The organism is Photobacterium halotolerans DSM 18316 (assembly GCF_000425165.1).
GTDB lineage: Bacteria > Pseudomonadota > Gammaproteobacteria > Enterobacterales > Vibrionaceae > Photobacterium > Photobacterium halotolerans.
The window spans coordinates 1-21372 of record NZ_KE384322.1; the positions used below are offsets into that span (position 1 = coordinate 1).

Consider the following 21372-nt stretch of genomic DNA (forward strand, 5'->3'; position numbering starts at 1 on the left):
CAGGCATTACTCACCCGTCCGCCGCTCGCCGCCCAACAAATCACCCGAAGGGTCAATGTTGTCGCTGCCGCTCGACTTGCATGTGTTAGGCCTGCCGCCAGCGTTCAATCTGAGCCATGATCAAACTCTTCAATTAAAGTTTTTTGCCTTTCCGAAGAAAAGCGGCTCAGTGATTACTGCTGTTCCAACCGAAGTTGAAACGAATTGACTGTGCCGGTAACGCTTTCGAGAAAGCGCTACCAATTGGTCACTCAGTTCACTGATAAATCTTTTATGACTGTATCATTGTCGAGTGCCCACACAGATTGCATGGTCAAATTGTTAAAGAGCTTTCTGACATGGTCTTGGCTGTAAGCGCCGTTCTCCGTGTCAGTGAGGCGGCATTATAGAGAGTTCGCGCATCTTGGCAAGCGTAAAATCACAAATAAACTTCAATAGGTTTCTTTTTAAACAAACGGTGGATTTACGGCTAAAAAATACACAAAACAGAAACAGGAGAGACAAAAAAGCCTGCAATCGAGCAGGCTTTTCTTACTTTAGTCTCACGATTTTATTGGCTGGCAGAGATATGCTCATCCTTGGCTGCCAGCACAATTGGCTTATCAACCGTTAATTTCCCGGAAAGGATATCCTGCGCCAATGGGTTTTCAATGTATTGCTGGATCGCTCGTTTCAGCGGGCGAGCACCATATACAGGATCGAAACCTGCGCTTGCAATCAAATCCAACGCAGAATCTTCTACTTTCAGTTCAAAGCCTTTTTCTTCCAGTCGATCACTCAGGCGACCAATCTGAATTCGGGCGATATCTTTGATGTGCTTATCACCCAGAGGATGGAACACAACGGTTTCATCGACACGGTTAATGAACTCAGGGCGGAAGTGATGGCCCACGACGTCCATAACCAGATGTTTGATACCAGCATAATCAAGCTCACCAAAATGCTCCTGAATACGATCAGAACCCAGATTCGATGTCATGATGATGACGCTGTTACGGAAGTCGACCGTTCTGCCCTGCCCATCAGTAAGGCGGCCATCATCCAGCACTTGCAACAAAATGTTGAACACGTCCGGATGCGCCTTTTCTACTTCATCCAGTAAAATGACGGAATAAGGACGCCGGCGAACCGCTTCGGTCAGGTATCCGCCCTCTTCATAGCCAACATAACCCGGAGGTGCACCAACAAGCCGGGCGACGGAGTGTTTCTCCATGAACTCTGACATATCAATACGCACCATGGCGTCATCACTGTCAAACATGAAGTTGGCCAGCGCCTTGCACAACTCTGTTTTACCGACCCCTGTCGGGCCCAGGAACAGGAATGAACCGATAGGCCGGTTGGGATCAGATAAACCTGCCCGGCTGCGACGGATAGCATTCGCCACTGAATTCACAGCTTCATTCTGGCCGATGACCCGCTGATGCAGCGCTTCTTCCATCCGCAGCAGCTTATCGCGTTCGCCTTCCAGCATCCGGGATACCGGAATGCCGGTCTGACGTGACAGCACCTCGGCAATCTCAGCATCGGTGACACGGTTTTTCAGCAGACTCATTTCCTGCATTTCTGCCTGGGCAGCCAGATCGAGTTGTTTCTCCAGTTCGGGAATTTTGCCGTATTGCAGCTCAGACATGCGGTTCAGATCCCCCGCACGGCGGGCAATCTCCATGTCGGTTCTCGCCTGTTCCAGCTCCGCTTTAATATGCTGAGTGCCAGACAGCGCTGCTTTTTCTGCTTTCCAGACTTCTTCCAGTTCAGCGTACTCGCTCTCTTTGCCTTCCAGCTCTTCACTGAGCACGGCCAGACGTTTCTGGCTGGCGTCGTCACTTTCTTTCGACAGCGCCTGTTGCTCGATTTTCAGCTGAATGATTCGGCGCTCAAGGCGATCCAGAGATTCCGGTTTGGAATCAATTTGCATACGGATACTGGAAGCCGCCTCATCGATAAGGTCAATCGCCTTGTCAGGCAACTGGCGATCAGAAATATACCGGTGCGACAGGCTGGCCGCCGCGACAATCGCCGGATCGGTAATTTCGACATGATGATGCAGCGCATAACGCTCTTTCAGGCCCCGTAAAATCGCGATGGTATCTTCAACGTTCGGCTCTTCCACCAGCACTTTCTGGAAACGGCGCTCCAGCGCGGCATCCTTTTCTATAAACTGGCGGTATTCGTCCAGTGTTGTTGCCCCGACGCAATGCAGTTCGCCACGGGCCAGCGCAGGTTTAAGCATGTTACCGGCATCCATGGCGCCCTCACCTTTACCGGCACCAACCATGGTATGCAGCTCATCAATAAAGAGGATGACACTGCCCTCTTCCTGCGCCAGTTCGTTCAATACGGATTTGAGGCGCTCTTCAAACTCGCCACGGTATTTAGCACCTGCAATCAATGCGCCCATATCCAAGGACAGTACGCGCTTATTGCGCAGTCCTTCAGGTACTTCGCCATTGACAATACGCTGGGCCAGACCTTCAACAATCGCCGTTTTACCCACCCCCGGCTCACCGATAAGGACAGGGTTGTTCTTTGTGCGACGCTGCAAGACCTGGATAGTACGGCGGATTTCTTCATCACGGCCGATCACGGGATCCAGCTTGCCTTGCTCGGCGCGCTCGGTCAGATCTATAGTGAACTTTTCCAGCGCCTGACGGTTTTCTTCGGCATTGGGATCATCAACTTTCTGGCCACCGCGGATTTTCTCAATCGCCTGTTCAACTTTTTCTGCACTCAAGCCAAACTTACGCAATAGCTCGCCCAGCGGACCTTTGTCGTCCACTGCCGCCAGAATAAACAGCTCGGAAGAGATGTATTTGTCTTTGCGTTTCTGAGCCAGCTTATCGCACATGTTAAACAGCACGCCCATACCATGGGATAACTGCACATCGCCGCCGATACCGCTTACTTTGGGTAAACGATCGAGCTGTTCGGACAGACTGGAACGCAATTGGGTAATATCTACATTCAGCAGAGTCAGCAGCGGCCGCGTGGTACTGCTGTCCTGATTCATCAGTGCCATCATCAAATGCACAGGTTCGATATACTGATGGTCTCGTCCTAAAGCCAGCGACTGCGCATCAGAAATCGCTAATTGAAATTTGCTTGTAAACCGGTCAAGACGCATAAGTCCTCCACTCTAGATATGACCTTGTCATTATCTTTGTATATGGTTGCGCGCCTTGTGCTTTTCAAGCATAAAATGTGGGGATATCAGAAAGCGACTCAAGGCCGCTGTTTTGGAGGCGGTAATGGCAGAGGTTTATTTTTCCAGCCAGATTAAACTGGCCTGACGTCCGGTGACGCCATCCCGGCGATAAGAAAAGAAACGGGAAGCGTCGCTGACGGTACACTCACTGCCACCGAAAACCTGGGTCACGCCCAGACGGTGTAATCGTAATCGGGCCAGCTGATAGATATCCGCCAGCCATTTTTCACCTTGTGGCTGGAATGCAGATTCCGCCGCCGGATCATCGGCCAGAAATTGCTCTCTGACTTCCCCACCGACCTCAAAGGCTTGCGGCCCAATGGCAGGTCCCAGCCAGGCCAGTAATTGATCCGGTGCTTGACCAAAACACGCCACCGTTTGTTCAATAATACCGTCAGCCAAACCTCGCCATCCGGCATGCACGGCTCCCACCTGCGTGCCCTGACGATCGCACAGCAATACAGGTAAGCAATCGGCTGTCATCACAGTACAGGCTAATCCCGGCTGCCGGGTAATACTGGCATCCGCATGGGGAATCTCCGTCAGCGGCTCATGCAGTTCCTGTACTATCGTGCTGTGGGTCTGCGACAACCAGGCAGGCGCATGCGCCAAACCCAGTTGTTGCTGCAGCCATTGACGATTATGTGACACCGCCGCGGGTGTGTCGCCCACATGATCCCCCAGATTGAGACCTTCATATGGCCCCTGGCTGATCCCCCCGAAACGGGTGGTACTGACGGCTTTGACATTCGCAGGCGCTGGCCAGTCTGGGGTAATCCACATATCAGTAATCGTCCTCTGGATGGTCAAGTTTGTCCTGACGCAGAGTCTCGACTAAAGCCACCATGTCTTTCGGTGTCTCAGCATGCCATTCCATCAACTCCCCGGTAATTGGGTGGTCAAGCCGCAGCATACGAGCATGCAGAGCCTGGCGATCAAAAGCACGAAGCGCGAGAATCACTTCCTGAAAGGCATTGCGTGGCGGACGTGGACGACCGCCGTACAGGGTATCCCCCACCAGCGGGTGCGAAAGATACGCCATGTGAACACGGATCTGGTGGGTACGCCCTGTCTCCAGACGCAGCACCAGGCTGGTGTGTTCACGAAAGTGCTCAGCGACACGATAATGGGTGATAGCCGGTTTGCCCAACTCATGTACCGCCATTGAAGTGCGCTTGGTGGAGTGACGGCCAATCGGCTTTTCAACCACGCCACCCCCGGTCATTTTGCCCATGGCAACCGCTTCATATTCACGGGTAATTTTACGTTTTTGCAGCGCACGAACCAGTCGGGTCTGCGCCTGAATCGTTTTCGCCACCACCATCAGGCCCGTCGTGTCTTTATCAAGACGGTGCACAATACCGGCTCGCGGCACTTCGGCAAGAGACGGGCAGTGATGCAACAGTGCATTGAGCACAGTACCGTCCGGCGTGCCTGCCCCCGGGTGAACCACAAAATCACGTGGCTTGTTAATCACCAGCAGATGCTCATCTTCATAAACAATGTTGAGCGGAATGTCTTGCGCAATCCAGCGCTCTTCATCTTCAATCTCAGCCACAACAGTGAGTTTTTCACCGCCCATCATTTTAAGGCGGGGTTTAGTCACCACTGCGCCATTGACGCAGACGCTGCCATTGAGAATCCAGTCTTTGATCCGCGAACGGGAATAATCGGAAAACAGTTCAGCCAGAGCCTGATCAAGACGTTGACCAAGCTGGCTATCGTTTACTATGTTGCTTAACTCTATTTGCTGTGCCATAAAGAACTTTTTCAAAAAGCGTGAGACTAAAGCCTAAACGCTGCGTAAAATGACAGATATTAGTTGTCATTGTATCTGTTAACGGCGCTGACCGTAATGGATCACAGAAATAAATTATGACCAAGGAAACTGACGCCGCAATGAAACGCCTGATAATCACGACATTTCTTGCCGCCGCTATTGTGTCTGGTTGCTCCAGTACAGAGGAAGTGGTCCCGGATATTCCGCCTTCTGAGCTGTACGGCAGTGCTCAGCAAGCCTTACAAAGTGGTAGCTGGGTAACAGCCATTGAACGATTAGAAGCACTGGATTCACGTTATCCGTTCGGCGCTTATTCGGAGCAGGTGCAGCTTGATCTGATTTACGCTTATTACAAGAACGATGATTTGGCCCTTGGCGAAGCAACCATAGATCGCTTTACCCGATTGAACCCGACCCATGAAAAAGCAGACTGGGTACTCTATATGCGTGGCCTGACGCACATGGCCCAGGATCGTTCTTTCATGCACGATGTGTTCGATATTGATCGCCACGACAGGGATCCGGAACCGGCTCGCCAGGCCTTTCGTGACTTTAAGCGCCTGCTGGATCGCTACCCGGCCAGCCAGTATGCCGCAGATGCCAAAGCAAGACTGGTTTACCTGAAAAACCGTCTGGCCAACTATGAGTTAGCCGCTGCCGACTTTTATATCCGCCGTGAAGCCTGGGTGGCCGCCGTGAACCGCTGCCAGCAAATTCAGCGTCTGTATCCGGATACTGAAGCGGCACGTCAATCGCTGCCGCTGATGCAAACCGCGTATGAAAAGCTTGGCCTGGAAACGCCGGCCGAACATGCTCAGCGACTGATTGATCTCAATCCGGTCTGATCCCGAGACAGATAAAACGACAAACGGCAGCCAGATGGCTGCCGTTTTTTATTCTCGCGGATCACCGCACCAGATTCTGATTGTTTATAGCGAAACACTCTGCTTCAGGCCGAAAAACACCCCTGAGCAGCACTGGCCGCCAGTCATCAACTCACTCCATACTGCCGCATTCATCATGTCCCCGACAAGGGGTTTTTATTCATTTTCTTGTCACAAAGCAGAACAAGTCACAGAAATAAATTGGTGAATTATTTTACTTATCAAAGTTGATCCAGATCACTTTATTCACGCTTGAGAAGAGTAATCTGAAGTTAACCCACCAAGGGGTAGCAAAACAGGAGAGAGACTATGCAAGTAGAAGTCACAGGCAAAAACATTGATGTCACCCCTGCTATCCGTGAGCGCATTGAAGAAAAATTCAGTAAGTTAGAGCGCTTTCAAGTCCCGCTGATCGGCAAACATGCAGTCATCAGCCAAGAACCTAACCGGCACTTCAAGGTGGAAGCAACAGCCGGCATTCCAGGGGGGAACATTGTGGCATCCTCTGAACAGGAAAACATGTACGCCGCCATTAAAGACATGTATCAGAAACTGGAGCGACAGCTGAGCAAGCAATCACACAAATCGGAAGCCCGTCGAGCCAGTCACAGCCAGAAGCCTGTATTGACTGAAGCCGAAATCGCAGAAGAAGACTTCGAAGCCTGACCCTTCCTATCAAGCCCTGCCGCATGGCGGGGCTTTTTATTCTTGACAAGATCACCGACTCGCCATAGGGTGATTCCTAGACAATATTTTAGCCAGCATATGCACGAGACTGACCGACACATGATTCAAGACCCACTGTTTTTCTTTCACTTCTTTTTTCGCTCACCTTAAGTGGGGGCTATCGTTACGCAAGAAAGCAGCGAAAGACGAACAGCAAGCCTCCCAATCGGGGGGCTTTTTTGTAAGCATAACTATAAAATACGCACAGACAGGGAACCAGAATGACCAAAAGCTATCACTCACTGGACGAGATCCGAACCCATGTCACTCGGATAGACAATGAAATTCTGGCACTACTGGCAGAACGGCGTCAGCTGAGCCTGGAAGTCGCCAAAAGCAAAATCAAAACCACCAAACCTGTCCGGGATCAGGAAAGAGAGCAGGCACTGTTACTGAGACTGATTGATCAAGGCAAGCAACACCAGTTAGATGCCAGCTATGTCACTCAGATCTTTCATACCATTATTGAAGACTCAGTGCTTTTCCAGCAGGCTTATCTGCAAAAGCTGGCCAACCCCGACAGCCTTCAGCCTGTGGTTCGCGTGTCTTTTCTGGGCGCCAAAGGATCATATTCAAACCTGGCCAGCCGTCAGTACTTCAGCCGGAAGCAAACCAAACTGGTTGAGATGAGCTGTTCCAATTTCCGTGATGTGGTCAATGTGGTAGAAACCGGTCAGGCTGACTACGGCGTCCTGCCGATTGAAAACACCAGCTCAGGTTCGATTAACGAAGTGTACGATTTGCTGCAGCATACCAGCCTGTCGATTGTGGGCGAAATTACCCAGCCGATTGAACACTGCCTGCTGACAGCCGTTCCGACCTCGCTGGATCAGATTGATACCCTGTATTCCCATCCGCAACCCCACCAGCAATGCAGTGAGTACCTTCGCACTATGGGTGACATCAGGCAGGAATATACTTCCAGCACTGCCGATGCCATGCAGCAGGTCGCTGAACTTAAACAGCCGAATGTCGCCGCCATTGGCAATGCGTCCAGCGGTGAGCTGTATGGCTTAACCCCGCTGAAAACCGGTATTGCCAACCAGCAGGAAAACTTTACCCGCTTTATTGTCGTTGCCCGGAAAGCTGTCGATGTCACACCGCTGATCCCGGCCAAGACCACACTCATCATGTCGACCGGCCAGAAACCCGGTTCACTGGTTGAATGCCTGCTGGTGCTGCGCAATCTCAACATCAATATGGCGAAACTGGAGTCACGGCCTGTGATCGGCAATCCATGGGAAGAAATGTTCTATGTCGATGTTGAAACGAACTTGAAGTCCGAGGCCATGCAGAAGGCACTGGAAGAACTGACCCGGCTGACGCGATTTATCAAAGTGTTAGGCTGTTACCCCAGCGAAAACGTCAAACCGACCGAAGTCGATTATCTGGAAGAATAAACACAGCAAGGCCAGCAAAAGCTGGCCTTCTTTTTATATCAACAGCAACGAATATGTGGACAGAAACGAAGCGAATTAACCTCTGTGGGTCGCATCGTTCGCCTGCCGTAACAACGACTGGCTTTCTTTCAAAAAGCGTCCGGCGTAATCACCAAACCAGCTTTCCACCTGATCAAATGCCTGCTTGAACGCGGCTTTATCTTTATTTTCCAGAATGGCGATAGCATCACCAAAGCGCTGGTGAAAACGCTTAATCATGGCCAGGTTTTGCGGCGAAGACATGATGATATCCGCATAGAGCTGCCCGTCCTGTGCAAACAGCCGTCCGACCATCGCCAGTTCCAGGCGGTAAATCGGCGAGCTGAGCGACAACAGCTGATCTAAGCGCGGATCTTCTTCGGCCAGGTGAACACCATACACAAACGACGTGAAATGCCGCAGTGCCTGAATCAGGGTCATCCCCTGATCATGCTCGATGGCACTGATCCGGTTAAGGCTCGCACCCCAGATCTGGATCTGCTCCAGCAGCCACTGGTAGCTTTCCGGGTTACGACCGTCACAGTAAACCACCACTTGTTTAGCCAGGCTGCTGATATCCGGTCCGAACATGGGGTGCAGCCCCACCACAGGTCCCTGATGCGCTTCCAGCATGGCCTGCACTGGTCCGCTCTTAATCGAAGTCAGATCCGCCAGAATGCAATCATCCGGCAGCTTAGGCAGGCGGCGGATCACTTGTTCGGTCAGATGAATCGGTACGGTCACCACAACCATGCCGGCATCTTTGAGCAATTCATCCGCTTTGTCCCAATCCTGACTACCCAGAGTACGTACCTGATAACCCGACAGCTCAAACAGACGACAGAACAGACGGCCCAACTGACCATGACCACCAACGACAACGATCGGGCGCAATTCAGGCTTCAGGCATTTAAAACCTGAATCATTTTCACTGGCATAAGATTCACGCATGGTGCGGCGCAGAATATCTTCAATCAGATCCGGCGGTACGCCCTGATCAGCGGCTTCCTGTCGCCGTGAGACCAGCATGGCAGCTTCACGATCCGGGGCATAAATCGGCAGACCGTGCTGACTTTTTACATGGCCGACTTCTTCGACCAAAGCCAGACGGCGCGCCAATAGCGCGACCATCTGCTTATCGACTTCATCAATTTGATCTCGTAGTGTGCTCAGTTCCGCAACCATTCGTCTCTTATTCCATTATTTAATACGTTGTTGTAGGAAAGGGGTTAATTCCTGACGAGCGCGACGCAGCAGGCTTTCGGTATCTTCCCAGTTAATACAGGCATCTGTGATAGAGACGCCGTACGCCATTTCGCTGCGATCCAGATCAGCACTCTGATTGCCGCCGTTGAGATGGCTTTCCAGCATCAGGCCAATGACGGAATGATTCCCTTCCCGGATCTGATGAATCACATCTTCGGCAACCAGTGGCTGACGGCGGTAATCCTTGCGAGAGTTGGCATGGGAACAGTCTACCATTAAGGCCGGAATGAGACCCGCCGACTTCATCTCAGTTTCGCATTCGGAAACCGACACTGAATCGTAGTTGGTCTGCTTGCCGCCACGAAGAATGACATGGCCATCCGGGTTGCCCTGCGTGTTCAGCAAAGCCACCTGGCCTTCACGGTTAATCCCCATGAAACGGTGGCCGGAAGCGGCCGCCTGCATGGCATTGATGGCCGTCCCCAGGCTGCCATCGGTGCCATTTTTGAACCCAACCGGCATAGAAAGACCACTGGCCATTTCACGGTGGGTCTGCGACTCAGTGGTGCGCGCACCGATGGCTGCCCAGCTGAACAAATCGCCAATGTATTGCGGGCTGATAGGATCCAGCGCTTCTGTTGCCAGAGGAATACCCATTTCCACCAGATCGATCAGCAGTTGGCGTGCTATATGTAGCCCTTCTTCAATCTTGAAAGTGCCATCCAGATGCGGGTCGTTAATCAAGCCCTTCCAACCGACAGTCGTCCGCGGTTTTTCAAAGTACACACGCATAACAAGGTACAGCTGATCGTCAACTTCAGCAGCCAGCTCTTTAAATCGGCGGGCATAATCTTTTGCCGCTTCGACGTCATGAATAGAACAAGGGCCGCAGACCACCAGTAAACGGTGATCGCGCTTGTGGATAATGTCAGCAACGGTTTTACGCGATTGTTCGATGAAAGACAGCGCTGATTCACTGACAGGCAATTTATCTTTTAACTGTTGCGGCGTAATAAGGACTTGTTCATCCTGAATATGGACATTATTCAACACATCTTTCTGCATAGGGCCATCCTGATTTTGCTATACCTGGGTGTAAAGTTTAAGTTACAACAGGATTTCCCCTGTCAATGAAGAGACAATAACAACTGGTATTTCATGGAGCAATAGCCTGTAAAGAAAAAATACCGTTCGTAAATATATATTTACACAGTGCGTATATTATTGCCTTTCATACAAAGACAGCTACCATAAACATCCATTTAGCTTATTCCGATACCGCCATGGAACTCATCCTGTCTCTGCTGCAACAGCTCAGTGTTTACCTGGTTTTGGCTTACCTGCTAAGCAAGACACCGCTGTTTATGCCTATTACTACGGTATCTGGCCGTTTATCACAACGTTTTGCCTGCTATGTGCTGTTTTCTCTTTTCTGTATTTTAGGCACTTATTTTGGTCTGCACATAGAAGATGCCATTGCCAATACCCGGGCAATCGGCGCTGTCATGGGAGGATTGCTGGGCGGCCCGGTGGTGGGCTTTGCCGTGGGTCTGACCGGCGGTATGCACCGCTACAGCATGGGCGGATTTACTGACGTCGCCTGTGCCATCTCCACCACGGTTGAAGGGCTGATCGGCGGCATCATGCACAGCTATTTTGTCCGCCGCAGTAACTTTGATGCGATTTTCCGGCCACTGACAGTGTTCGCCATTACCCTGGTAGCGGAGATCCTGCAGATGCTGATCATCCTGGTGGTGGCCGAGCCTTTTGATAAAGCCTACAGCCTGGTCAGCGCCATTGCCTTGCCTATGGTCATCGCCAACTCAGTGGGCGCTGCTCTGTTCATGAGTATTATCCGCGATAAAAAAACCATCTATGAGAAATACTCCGCCGCGTTTTCCAGCCGGGCACTGAAAATAGCCCAGCGATCTGTGGGCATACTCAGCCAGGGATTTAATCAGGAAAACTCCAAACAGATCGCCCGTATCGTTTACGAAGAAACCGGGGTCGGTGCGGTTTCTATTACAGACAGAGACAAGATCCTAGCCTTCATCGGTATCGGTGATGATCACCATTTGCCGGGCACCCCGATTTCATCCAAGCATACCAAGCAGGCCATAGATAACTGCGAGCTGGTCTATGCCGACGGTTATGAAGTGCCCTACTGCTGCTCGCTCTACGACAAGTGCAAATTAGGCTCTGCGCTGGTGATCCCCCTGATTGGCGGCAACCATGAGGTGATAGGCACCATTAAACTCTATGAGCCCAAGCATAAGCTGTTTTCCACCATCAATCTGACGCTGGGAGAAGGGATCGCCAAACTCTTGTCGAACCAGATCCTGACCGGCCGCTATAACCGCCAGCAAACCCTGCTGACTCAGGCAGAGCTGCGCCTGTTGCAGGCACAGGTGAATCCGCACTTTCTGTTCAATGCATTGAACACTATCAATGCAGTGATCCGCCGTGATCCAGACAAAGCCAGACAGCTGATTCAGCATTTGTCACAGTTTTTCCGTCGAAATCTGAAGCAGAATATAGAAACTGTCACCCTGGAAGAAGAACTGCAGCACGTACATGCCTATCTGGAAATTGAACGTGCCCGGTTTGCCGACCGGCTGCAGGTTGAAGTCAATATTGATGATGCATTATTGAATATCACGATTCCGACCTTTACCCTGCAGCCATTGGTGGAAAATGCCATCAAGCATGGTACGTCTAATTTGCTGGCAAGCGGTAAACTGACGATCAACGCGTGTCAGAATGATCAGCGTATTGTGTTGGAAGTCCGCGATAATGCAGGCTTGTATCAGCCCGTGGGCGAAGAAAGCGGTCTGGGCATGAAAATTGTCGATAAACGACTGAAAAACCGCTATGGCAAAGAATACGGCCTGCAAATGAGCTGGGAAGCCAATCAATGGACACTGGCCACCATTACGCTGCCAAAGGAGAACGGACAATCATGATCAAGGCGCTTGTCATAGACGATGAACCCTATGCCCGCGAGGAGCTGATTGAGTTGCTGCACGACAGCGGCGACATTGAAATCATTGGCAGCGGTGCCAACGCCATAGAAGGTTTGAAGATGATTAATCTGCTCAAGCCCGAAGTGGTGTTTCTGGATATCCAGATGCCGCAAATCACAGGGATCGAACTGCTGAGCATGCTGGATCCGGACACCATGCCCAAAATTGTGTTTGTGACGGCGTATGACGACTACGCCATCAAAGCGTTTGAAGATAATGCCTTTGATTACCTGTTAAAACCGGTTGAACCCGCAAGGCTCGACAAAACCCTGGCCAAGCTGAAGCGCGAGCTGCGCCAGCCTGATTACACCCCTTTGATCAGCGAAATGCTCGAGCTTATTCCGTGCAGTGGCCATAACCGCATCTTGCTGCTCAGCCCGGCCGATATCGAACTGGCGTATTCTGATTTATCGGGGGTGCACATAGTCACCAAAGACACTAAGGCAACCACACAACTGACCCTCAAAGTGCTGGAAGAAAAAACCCCGCTCATCCGCTGCCATCGCCAGTATCTGGTTCACCCGCAGGCGATTCGTGAGATCAAACTGCTGGATAACGGACTGGCAGAAATCACGACCCAGCATGGCCAGCAGGTCCCGGTCAGCCGGCGCTACCTGAAAGAGATCAAAGATCGCTACGGGCTGAGCTGACCACTAATCAGGGGCAGGCTTCGCGCTGCCTGTTCCTTGCTTGATCCGCCCAGCGGCGCCCACTTTAGCCGCCTGACCACTCAGGGGCAGAGACAACCGCTCAGTCCCAGTTGCCGCCGCTCAATCTCTTTATCGACCGCTCAATAACCTCATACCGCCACTCAGTCTTTTAGGCCGTGCGTCTTTGCCGCAACCGGTTAAGATGCAAGCCTTGATAAAAGATTAAATAACCCTACTACCTACCTACACTGAGAGAGGCACAGATATGGCCTGGTTTCTGATTTGCGTGGCTGCTTTGATTGGCGGTTACTTTATTTACGGTACCTTTATTGAAAAACTTTTCGGCATTAACGAAAAGCGCCAGACACCCGCCTACACTATGCAGGACGGCGTTGACTATGTGCCGATGTCCAAGAAAAAAGTGTACCTGGTACAGCTGCTGAACATTGCCGGTGTTGGTCCTATTTTTGGTCCAATCATGGGCGCACTTTACGGTCCGGCGGCCATGTTGTGGATTGTCCTGGGCTGTATCTTTGCCGGTGCCGTGCACGACTATTTCTCAGGCATGCTGTCGGTGCGCAATGGCGGCGCGTCAGTACCGACGCTGTCCGGTCGTTACCTGGGCAATGGCGCCAAACATTTTATGAATATCTTTGCCATTGTGCTGCTGCTGCTGGTCGGCGTGGTCTTCGTTTCTGCCCCGGCAGGCATGATCACCAACCTGGTCAACGAGCAAACCGATATGACGGTCTCTATGGGATCCATGGTCGCTATCATCTTTGCTTACTACATCATCGCCACCATAGTACCGGTTGATAAGATCATCGGCCGCTTCTACCCGCTGTTCGGCTTCCTGCTGATCTTCATGTCGGTCGGCCTGATCACTGCTATTGCCGTTTCCAGCGAATACACCCTGCTGGGCGACTATGAAGTCAGCCAGATGTTCACCAACATGAACCCGAATGACCTGCCACTGTGGCCTGCCCTGTTTATCACCATTGCCTGTGGTGCTATCTCAGGCTTCCACGCGACTCAGTCGCCACTGATGGCGCGTTGCATGGAAAATGAGAAAAACGGCCGCTTCGTTTTCTACGGTGCCATGATAGGTGAAGGCGTGATTGCCCTGATCTGGTGTGCGCTGGCACTGTCTTTCTTCGGCTCGGTGGAAAACCTGTCAGATGCCGTGGCCAACGGTGGCCCGGGCAACGTGGTTTACAGCGCATCCTTTGGCTTGCTGGGCGTTGTCGGCGGCGTGGTAGCCTTCCTGGGTGTCGTGATTCTGCCAATTACCTCCGGTGATACCGCGTTCCGCTCAAGCCGCCTGATTCTGGCTGAATACTTCAACATGGAGCAAAAGAGTCTGCGTAACCGCCTGCTGATGGCCGTTCCTCTGTTTGTTATCGGTGGCATTCTGACTCAGGTCGACTTCGGGATTATCTGGCGTTACTTCGGATTTGCTAACCAGACCACAGCTGTCATGATGCTGTGGACGGCTTCCGCTTACCTGCTGCGCCACAACAAGCTGCATTGGGTAACCACAGTACCGGCTATTTTCATGACCACAGTCGTGATCACCTTTATTCTGAACAACAGCACACTGGGCTTCGGTCTGCCTATGATGATCTCGACTGTGATCGGCCTGATTGCGACACTTGGCATCACTGTGTACGTCATAGTGAAGTCAAAAGGTAAGGGCGAAATCGATCTGGATGAAGAAGAGAATGAAAGCAAAGGCAAGCTGGAAACGGCTTAACCTTGTGCTTCGGTGAAAACCAGCCTCCGGGCTGGTTTTTTTTATCCCCCTCTCCCGTTCACGCTTTTTTCTTCAGTTCCCTTCCTCTGCCTGTATATACTCGACACACAACCCGGTTCAGGAGTCATACAGTGAGTATCCTCAAAACCCGTCCTACCCAAGCCAGTGTCACTGCCTTTATAGAAGGGCTCAGTGACAGCCAGCAACAGGAAGACAGCCGTCAGCTACTGACACTCTTGAGCGGGCTGAGCGGTAAGGACGCGGTGCTGTGGGGAGACAGCCTGGTTGGCTTTGGTGCCTACTTTTACAGCAACACCGCCGGCAAGCACTTCAGCTGGCCGATGATCGCCTTCTCACCCCGTAAAGGTAAACTAACGCTGTATTTCATGCTGGGCTTTGCCGCTCATCAGGATCAGCTCAGGCAACTAGGGCAACATAAGCTGGGAAAATCCTGCCTGTATATCAAACGCCTGGACGATATCGACCTGACAGTGCTGAGAGCGATGCTGAGCCAGCATATTGAGATGATGAAGCAGAAGTACCAGTGTGAGTAAGACGGCATGTCGGTATGCAGCCGCCTGGCGGTGGCAGGTTTGCGCGTAATAAAAAAAGGCCCGCCAAATTGGCGGGCCTCTCAATACGCGTCTTTCGTGTCGCGTTCTTATTTTCTGGTCAGCTTCTCTTTGATACGAGCCGCTTTACCTGAACGCTCACGCAGGTAGTACAACTTGGCACGACGTACTGCACCGCGACGCTTAACAGTAATGCTGTCTACGATTGGAGAGTGAGCCTGGAATGCACGCTCAACACCTTCACCGTTAGAAATCTTACGAACGGTGAAAGCTGAGTGCAGACCACGGTTACGCTTGGCGATAACAACACCTTCGAACGCCTGCAGACGCTCACGGTCACCCTCTTTTACCTTAACCTGAACAACAACAGTGTCACCTGGTGCGAAGTCAGGCAGGTCATTTTTCATTTGCTCTTGCTCAAGAGCTTTGATGATATTACTCATTGGTATATACCCTAGAATAAACTGATACTAAATTAACTCATGGCTTGCCGGTGTTCGCGAATAAACTCCGCTAGCAAGCTCTCCTGATCGTCAGTCAGAGCTAGGTTTTCCAGGAGCTCTGGTCTTCTTAGCCAGGTACGGCCCAGCGATTGTTTCAATCGCCAGCGGCTAATGTCCTTGTGGTTACCAGACAAGAGTACCGGAGGTACGGCTTGTCCATCTAACACTTCAGGACGCGTGTAATGCGGGCAATCCAGCAAGCCATTGGCAAAAGAATCTTCTTCTGCCGACGCAAAGTCGCCCAGAACGCCCGGTACAAACCGCACGACTGCATCGACTAAGGTCATGGCTGGCAGTTCACCACCCGTCAGCACAAAATCCCCGATAGACCATTCTTCGTCTACCTCTTGTTGGATAATGCGCTCATCTACCCCTTCATACCGGCCACAGATCAGAATCAGATTCTCGTTCTGCGCCAGTTCCTCAACACCCGTCTGATCGAGCTTACGGCCCTGAGGAGAGAGGTAAATCACTTTCGCCTGGCCTTGGGCAGACGTTTTGGCAGCATGAATGGCATCGCGCAAAGGCTGCACCATCATCAGCATACCTGGTCCGCCACCATAAGGTCGGTCATCGACCGTACGGTGCTTATCGTGAGTAAAGTCGCGGGGATTCCACGTCTCTACCGTCACTAGGCCTTTTTTTACCGCCTGACCTGTTACCCCAAACTCAGTAATAGCCCGGAACATTTCAGGGAATAGGCTAATTATTCCTACCCGCATGGTTCTTTACGCTCTTACTGATGGGTTAAAATCCAGGATCCCAGTCAACTTCGATCCGTTGAGCAGTGCGATCAATCGACTTGATGACCTGCTCATCGAGGAACGGAATTAAGCGTTCCTTCTGTCCAAAAGCATCTTTAAGGTTGGCTTTAACCACTAAGACGTCATTAGAACCGGTTTCCAGGATGTCCGTTACTTTACCCAGGTCGTAACCTTGGGTTGTCACAACAGCCATGCCCATCAGTTCGCGCCAGTAGAATTCTTCATCTGACAGCGCCGGTAATTGTTCAGCAGGTACGTTGATCTCCGCGTTAGTCATGACCTGAGCATCCTCTCGGATATCCAGACCCTGCAACTTGGCAACTAACCCCTGACCATGACGTTTCCATGCTTCCACATGGAAGGTCTGCCATTCACCTTTCATCTTAATCAGCCATGGCTGATAAGCGAAAATGCTCTCGGCTTGTTCTGTGTAGGAAAAAACTTTGAGCCACCCTTTGATACCGTAAGTGGCACCGATTTTACCGACAACAACTTGGTCTTGGTTGTGTGAACTCATTGCTTCTCTGCTACCCATTAACCAATCTTAAGCAGCTGCTTTAGCAGCGTCTTTGATCAGTTTAGCTGCGCGGTCAGATACAGTTGCACCTTGACCAACCCAGTGATTTACACGGTCCAGGTCCAGACGCAGACGCTCTTCCTGACCAGTAGCTAGTGGGTTAAAGAAACCTACACGCTCGATGTTACGACCGTCGCGCGCAGCGCGGCTGTCAGCAACAACGATGTGATAAAATGGACGCTTTTTCGCGCCGTGACGTGCCAAACGAATGGTTACCATATCGTCCTCTTTGCATTACTGTAAATAAAAGTGGCCCCGCCATAAAAACGGGGCCCGTGCCAAATAAAGCCTCGGAATTTTACTCTTTCAACCCGCGAATGCAACTGCTTTAGCTACTTTTTCACCAGTAAAATCACCAGCTGAGACCAAAAAACAAGCAATTGAAGCAATTAGCGCCCAGGGAACATGCCGCCGCCCGGCATCATGCCTTTCATATTGCGCATCATGTTCTTCATGCCGCCCTTCTGCATTTTCTTCATCATCTTCTGCATTTGGGTAAATTGCTTGAGCAAACGGTTGACATCCTGTACCTGAGTACCGGAACCGGCAGCAATACGTTTCTTGCGCGAACCTTTAATCAACTCCGGGCGCTCACGCTCTTTCGAGGTCATGGAGTTAATGATAGCTTCCATCTGGACAAAGATTTTATCATCGACCTGGTCTTTGATATTGCCGGGCAACTGGGACATACCGGGCAGCTTATCCATCATGCCCATCATACCGCCCATGTTCTTCATCTGCTGAAGCTGTCCACGGAAGTCTTCTAAATCAAAGCCTTTCTTCTCTTTGAATTTCTTCGCGAGCTGCTCGGCTTTTTCCTTATCAACGTTGCGTTCCAGATCTTCAATCAGCGACAGGACATCGCCCATCCCCAGAATACGGGACGCCACACGATCAGGGTGGAAAGGCTCCAGCGCATCTGTCTTCTCACCGACACCCAGGAACTTGATGGGCTTACCGGTAATATGACGCACCGACAGCGCAGCACCACCACGGGCATCACCGTCGACCTTGGTCAGAATCACACCGGTCAGCGGTAACGCCTCGTTAAAGGCTTTGGCGGTATTGGCCGCATCCTGGCCCGTCATGGCATCGACCACAAACAGGGTTTCTACCGGATTCGCAATTTTATGAACGGCCTTGATTTCGTCCATCATGGCTTCATCGACGTGCAGACGGCCTGCAGTATCGACAATTACCACATCATAAAATTTGCGCTTACCGTGCTCGATAGCCGCCTGGGCAATTGCCACCGGTTTTTGATCCGGGCTGGACGGAAAGAAATCAATACCGATATCAGACGCCAGGGTCTCCAGCTGCTTGATAGCGGCAGGACGGTATACGTCGGCGGAAACAACCAGTACCTTCTTTTTATTACGCTCTTTGAGCAGTTTACCCAGCTTACCCACACTGGTGGTTTTACCGGCACCCTGCAAACCCGCCATCAAGATGACCGCAGGTGGCTGGCTGGCTAAATCCAGCGCTTCGTTGGTGTCGCCCATGACGGCTTCTAATTCCGCCTGAACGATTTTGATAAATTCCTGGCCTGGCGTCAGGCTCTTAGAGACTTCAGTTCCGACAGCGCGTTCTTTCACCCGCTTGACGAAATCACGGACAACCGGCAGCGCGACATCCGCCTCAAGCAATGCCATGCGCACTTCACGCAGGGTATCTTTAATATTGTCTTCTGTCAGACGGCCACGGCCGCTGATATTTTTCAGCGTTGACGACAAACGCTCGGTTAAATTGTCAAACATGTGTGACTCGCTCGTTACGCACTCATTTCGTGCCAGTATACCGCAATCAGTGACCCGGTTTCATGCCATACGTGCAGCCTGTGACAGAATTCTTGTCATTTCTGCCGCGCAACACCAACAGAGATTCCTGCTGAAATCGCTGAAACAGACCGCAAAGTGCGCTCTGTCCCACACGATTGTGCCCTTTGTATCATTGTCGTGCTATCCGTTCACAAGGTATACTCACCAGTTCGAGTTCACGATCTTTACAGGTGTTATGGACATATTGATTGCCTTCACTGCTGCTGGTTTCTATCTGCTTGCACTGGCATTTATCGTGCCTGGGCTCAGCCATAATAATGGCATAAAAGCCCGGCCAGTGCTGATCAGTGCCACAGTGGCGATCATCTTGCATGTGGTGTTTCTGAAAGATCTGATTCTGGGGGGCGTCGGCCAGAACCTGAGTATTTTAAATGTTGCCTCGCTCATCAGTCTGATTATCGCCGTCATCACTACTCTGGCCATGGTCAAAATGCGGATATGGTTTCTGCTGCCTGTCATTTACAGCTTCGCCGCAATTAACCTTGCCGCGGCGGCTGTGTTACCCGGTGGCTTTATTACGCACCTGGAGGCGCATCCTCAAATCCTGTTACACATTTCTCTGGCGCTATTTGCCTACTCGACCCTGATGATCGCTACACTGTACGCGATTCAGCTGGCGTGGCTGGACTATAAGCTCAAACACAAAAAGCTGGCATTTAACCCTAATCTGCCGCCCTTAATGCTGGTTGAGCGGCAGTTGTTTAAAATCATTCTGGTCGGTCACATACTGCTGACGGTCACGCTGATCACTGGCTTTATTTTTCTGCAGGATATGTTTGCCCAGGGCAAAACACACAAAGCGGTACTCTCCATTCTGGCCTGGGGGGTCTACAGCGTTCTGCTCTGGGGCCATTACCGGATGGGCTGGCGGGGTAAAAAAGTCGTCTGGTTCAGCCTGATTGGCGCGTTTCTGCTGACTCTGGCCTACTTCGGCAGCCGTTTTGTCAAAGAAATCATCATTGGCAGCTAATGACAATTTAATAAACACTATCCATGCTTAAGCATGATTAATCCTGACCGGGCCGTCAGCGTCTTAACGACCCGGCCTTGACACCTTTACTCATATTCAGTACAGAGTACACATCCACAGCGATACAAGGAACTGACTTTTTGGACGATATATCCACGGGAGCTTTATTCTCCCTTCTGGTATTACTACTCCTGATCTCCGGATACTTCTCCGGCTCTGAAACCGGCATGATGTCGATAAACCGCTACAAACTGCGCCACCTGGCAAGCCAGGGCCACCGTGGGGCTAAGCGGGTTGAAAAACTGCTCGACCGACCTGATCGCCTGATCGGCCTGATTCTGATCGGTAACAACCTGGTGAACATTCTTGCCTCTGCCATCGCGACGATTTTAGGTATGCGCCTGTACGGCGATCTGGGTGTGGCTATCGCCACCGGCGCGCTGACCATGGCCGTACTGGTGTTTGCTGAAGTCACGCCGAAAACCCTGGCTGCGCTGTACCCTGAAAAAGTGGCTTATTCCAGCAGTATCCTGTTACGGATACTGATGAAACTGCTGTATCCGCTGGTCTGGTTTGTTAACGGCATCACCAACAGTTTCCTGCGGCTGCTCGGCATGCGTGTCGATAATATGAACGATGCCACCCTGAGTTCGGAAGAATTGCGCACTGTGGTCAATGAAGCGGGCAGCCTGATCCCCCGCCGCCACCAGGACATGCTGTTGTCGATTCTGGATCTGGAAAACGTCACAGTGGAAGATTTGATGGTGCCGCGTAATGAAATTGTCGGCATCAATATCAATGACGACTGGAAATCCATTGTCCGCCAGCTCAGCCATGCCGCTCACGGCCGTATCGTCCTGTATCGGGACAACATAGATGAAGTCGTTGGTATGCTGCGCGTCAGAGAAGCTTACCGCCTGATGATGGATAAGAACGATTTCAGCAAAGAAAATCTGCTGCGAGCTGCAGACAAAGTGTATTTCATTCCGGAAGGCACGCCGCTCAATATTCAGCTGTTGAAGTTCCAGCGCCGCAAAGAACGCATCGGCCTGATTGTTGATGAGTACGGCGATATTCAGGGTCTGATCACCCTGGAAGACATTCTGGAAGAGATAGTGGGAGAATTCACCACCTCCATCTCTCCGACCTTAGCCGAAGAGATCACCCCGCAAAGTGACGGCAGTTTACTGATTGAAGGCACCGCCAATATCCGTGAACTGAACAAGAGCCTGAACTGGGATTTGCCGACAGACGGCCCCAGAACCCTGAACGGCCTGATTCTGGAGCATCTGGAAGATATCCCGGACAGCATCCTCAGCGTGTCAGTGGCCGGTTATCAGATGGAGATAGTGGAAATCTCCGATAACATGATCAAACTGGTCAAAATCCTGCCGGCCCAGCTGCAAAAAACCGGTTAACCCTGGGTCCTAAATCAGCGCCGCCACAGGCGGTGGTTTGGAGATGACAATAAAAAAAACCACCGCTACAAGCGGTGGTTTTTTT

19 protein-coding genes, 1 rRNA gene and 1 other annotated feature are annotated in these 21372 nt (G+C 51.4%); of the genes, 9 read left to right on the top strand and 11 right to left on the bottom strand.

The genetic code is table 11. The annotated features are described in order from the left end of the window. The 4 genes from H511_RS0117710 to rluD all read right to left on the bottom strand — a co-directional run. Window positions 1–136 (bottom strand): 16S ribosomal RNA (locus H511_RS0117710); the annotation flags it as partial. A gap of 414 nt (window positions 137–550) precedes the next feature. Next, the gene (gene clpB / locus H511_RS0117715) at window positions 551–3124 is read right to left on the bottom strand and encodes an ATP-dependent chaperone ClpB (protein WP_027253521.1); all 2574 of its coding nucleotides are present in this window, start codon (window positions 3122–3124) and stop codon (window positions 551–553) included. A gap of 135 nt (window positions 3125–3259) precedes the next feature. After that, window positions 3260–3988, bottom strand: coding sequence for a peptidoglycan editing factor PgeF (pgeF, locus tag H511_RS0117720; RefSeq protein WP_027253522.1), 729 nt, complete (start codon window positions 3986–3988; stop codon window positions 3260–3262). Window position 3989: 1 nt separating this feature from the next. Next, window positions 3990–4964: a 23S rRNA pseudouridine(1911/1915/1917) synthase RluD gene (rluD, locus tag H511_RS0117725; protein ID WP_027253523.1), complete on the bottom strand. Its 975-nt coding sequence runs from the start codon at window positions 4962–4964 to the stop codon at window positions 3990–3992. Between the two features lie 140 nt (window positions 4965–5104). On the opposite strand from rluD, the gene bamD reads away from it, so the two are divergent. From bamD to pheA, 3 genes are all read left to right on the top strand, one after another. Further along, on the top strand, window positions 5105–5830 hold the full coding sequence (bamD, locus tag H511_RS0117730) for an outer membrane protein assembly factor BamD (RefSeq protein WP_027253524.1): 726 nt from the start codon (window positions 5105–5107) through the stop codon (window positions 5828–5830). Between the two features lie 348 nt (window positions 5831–6178). Then, on the top strand, window positions 6179–6535 hold the full coding sequence (gene hpf, locus H511_RS0117735) for a ribosome hibernation-promoting factor, HPF/YfiA family (RefSeq protein WP_027253525.1): 357 nt from the start codon (window positions 6179–6181) through the stop codon (window positions 6533–6535). Window positions 6536–6657: 122 nt separating this feature from the next. Continuing rightward, window positions 6658–6778, top strand: a sequence feature (Phe leader region). A gap of 38 nt (window positions 6779–6816) precedes the next feature. Beyond that, window positions 6817–7995 (top strand): prephenate dehydratase, encoded by a 1179-nt coding sequence (gene pheA / locus H511_RS0117740; protein ID WP_027253526.1) that lies wholly within the window; start codon window positions 6817–6819, stop codon window positions 7993–7995. A 75-nt stretch (window positions 7996–8070) separates the two neighbouring features. Here the strand turns inward: pheA and tyrA are convergent, their stop codons facing one another. Both tyrA and H511_RS0117750 read right to left on the bottom strand, forming a co-directional pair. After that, the gene (gene tyrA, locus H511_RS0117745) at window positions 8071–9198 is read right to left on the bottom strand and encodes a bifunctional chorismate mutase/prephenate dehydrogenase (RefSeq protein WP_027253527.1); all 1128 of its coding nucleotides are present in this window, start codon (window positions 9196–9198) and stop codon (window positions 8071–8073) included. A 15-nt stretch (window positions 9199–9213) separates the two neighbouring features. Continuing rightward, a complete protein-coding gene (locus tag H511_RS0117750; RefSeq protein ID WP_027253528.1) occupies window positions 9214–10284 on the bottom strand; it encodes a 3-deoxy-7-phosphoheptulonate synthase in 1071 nt (356 codons plus the stop codon). 218 nt (window positions 10285–10502) lie between these two features. On the opposite strand from H511_RS0117750, the gene H511_RS0117755 reads away from it, so the two are divergent. The 4 genes from H511_RS0117755 to H511_RS0117770 all read left to right on the top strand — a co-directional run bounded on the left by H511_RS0117755 (window position 10503) and on the right by H511_RS0117770 (window position 15199). Beyond that, on the top strand, window positions 10503–12182 hold the full coding sequence (locus H511_RS0117755) for a sensor histidine kinase (protein WP_027253529.1): 1680 nt from the start codon (window positions 10503–10505) through the stop codon (window positions 12180–12182). After that, the gene (gene btsR / locus H511_RS0117760) at window positions 12179–12892 is read left to right on the top strand and encodes a two-component system response regulator BtsR (protein ID WP_027253530.1); all 714 of its coding nucleotides are present in this window, start codon (window positions 12179–12181) and stop codon (window positions 12890–12892) included. The genes H511_RS0117755 and btsR overlap by 4 nt, the downstream gene beginning before the upstream one ends. Before the next feature lie 265 nt (window positions 12893–13157). Beyond that, complete coding sequence (locus H511_RS0117765) at window positions 13158–14645, top strand: carbon starvation CstA family protein (RefSeq protein ID WP_027253531.1); 1488 nt, start codon at window positions 13158–13160, stop codon at window positions 14643–14645. A 131-nt stretch (window positions 14646–14776) separates the two neighbouring features. Continuing rightward, complete coding sequence (locus tag H511_RS0117770) at window positions 14777–15199, top strand: DUF1801 domain-containing protein (RefSeq protein ID WP_027253532.1); 423 nt, start codon at window positions 14777–14779, stop codon at window positions 15197–15199. Between the two features lie 107 nt (window positions 15200–15306). Here H511_RS0117770 and rplS read toward each other — a convergent pair whose 3' ends face one another. From rplS to ffh, 5 genes are all read right to left on the bottom strand, one after another. Continuing rightward, window positions 15307–15660, bottom strand: coding sequence for a 50S ribosomal protein L19 (rplS, locus tag H511_RS0117775; RefSeq protein WP_027253533.1), 354 nt, complete (start codon window positions 15658–15660; stop codon window positions 15307–15309). A gap of 32 nt (window positions 15661–15692) precedes the next feature. Next, complete coding sequence (trmD, locus tag H511_RS0117780) at window positions 15693–16442, bottom strand: tRNA (guanosine(37)-N1)-methyltransferase TrmD (protein WP_027253534.1); 750 nt, start codon at window positions 16440–16442, stop codon at window positions 15693–15695. A 25-nt stretch (window positions 16443–16467) separates the two neighbouring features. After that, a complete protein-coding gene (gene rimM / locus H511_RS0117785; RefSeq protein WP_027253535.1) occupies window positions 16468–17001 on the bottom strand; it encodes a ribosome maturation factor RimM in 534 nt (177 codons plus the stop codon). A 27-nt stretch (window positions 17002–17028) separates the two neighbouring features. Continuing rightward, window positions 17029–17280 (bottom strand): 30S ribosomal protein S16, encoded by a 252-nt coding sequence (gene rpsP / locus H511_RS0117790; RefSeq protein ID WP_027253536.1) that lies wholly within the window; start codon window positions 17278–17280, stop codon window positions 17029–17031. 170 nt (window positions 17281–17450) lie between these two features. Beyond that, a complete protein-coding gene (ffh, locus tag H511_RS0117795) occupies window positions 17451–18818 on the bottom strand; it encodes a signal recognition particle protein (protein ID WP_027253537.1) in 1368 nt (455 codons plus the stop codon). A 256-nt stretch (window positions 18819–19074) separates the two neighbouring features. Here ffh and H511_RS0117800 point away from each other — a divergent pair, with 256 nt between their 5' ends. Beyond that, window positions 19075–19869 carry a cytochrome C assembly family protein gene (locus H511_RS0117800; RefSeq protein ID WP_027253538.1) on the top strand — a complete coding sequence of 265 codons (795 nt, stop codon included), beginning with the start codon at window positions 19075–19077 and terminating at the stop codon, window positions 19867–19869. 140 nt (window positions 19870–20009) lie between these two features. Further along, a complete protein-coding gene (locus tag H511_RS0117805; protein ID WP_027253539.1) occupies window positions 20010–21287 on the top strand; it encodes an HlyC/CorC family transporter in 1278 nt (425 codons plus the stop codon). Window positions 21288–21372: the final 85 nt, after the last annotated feature.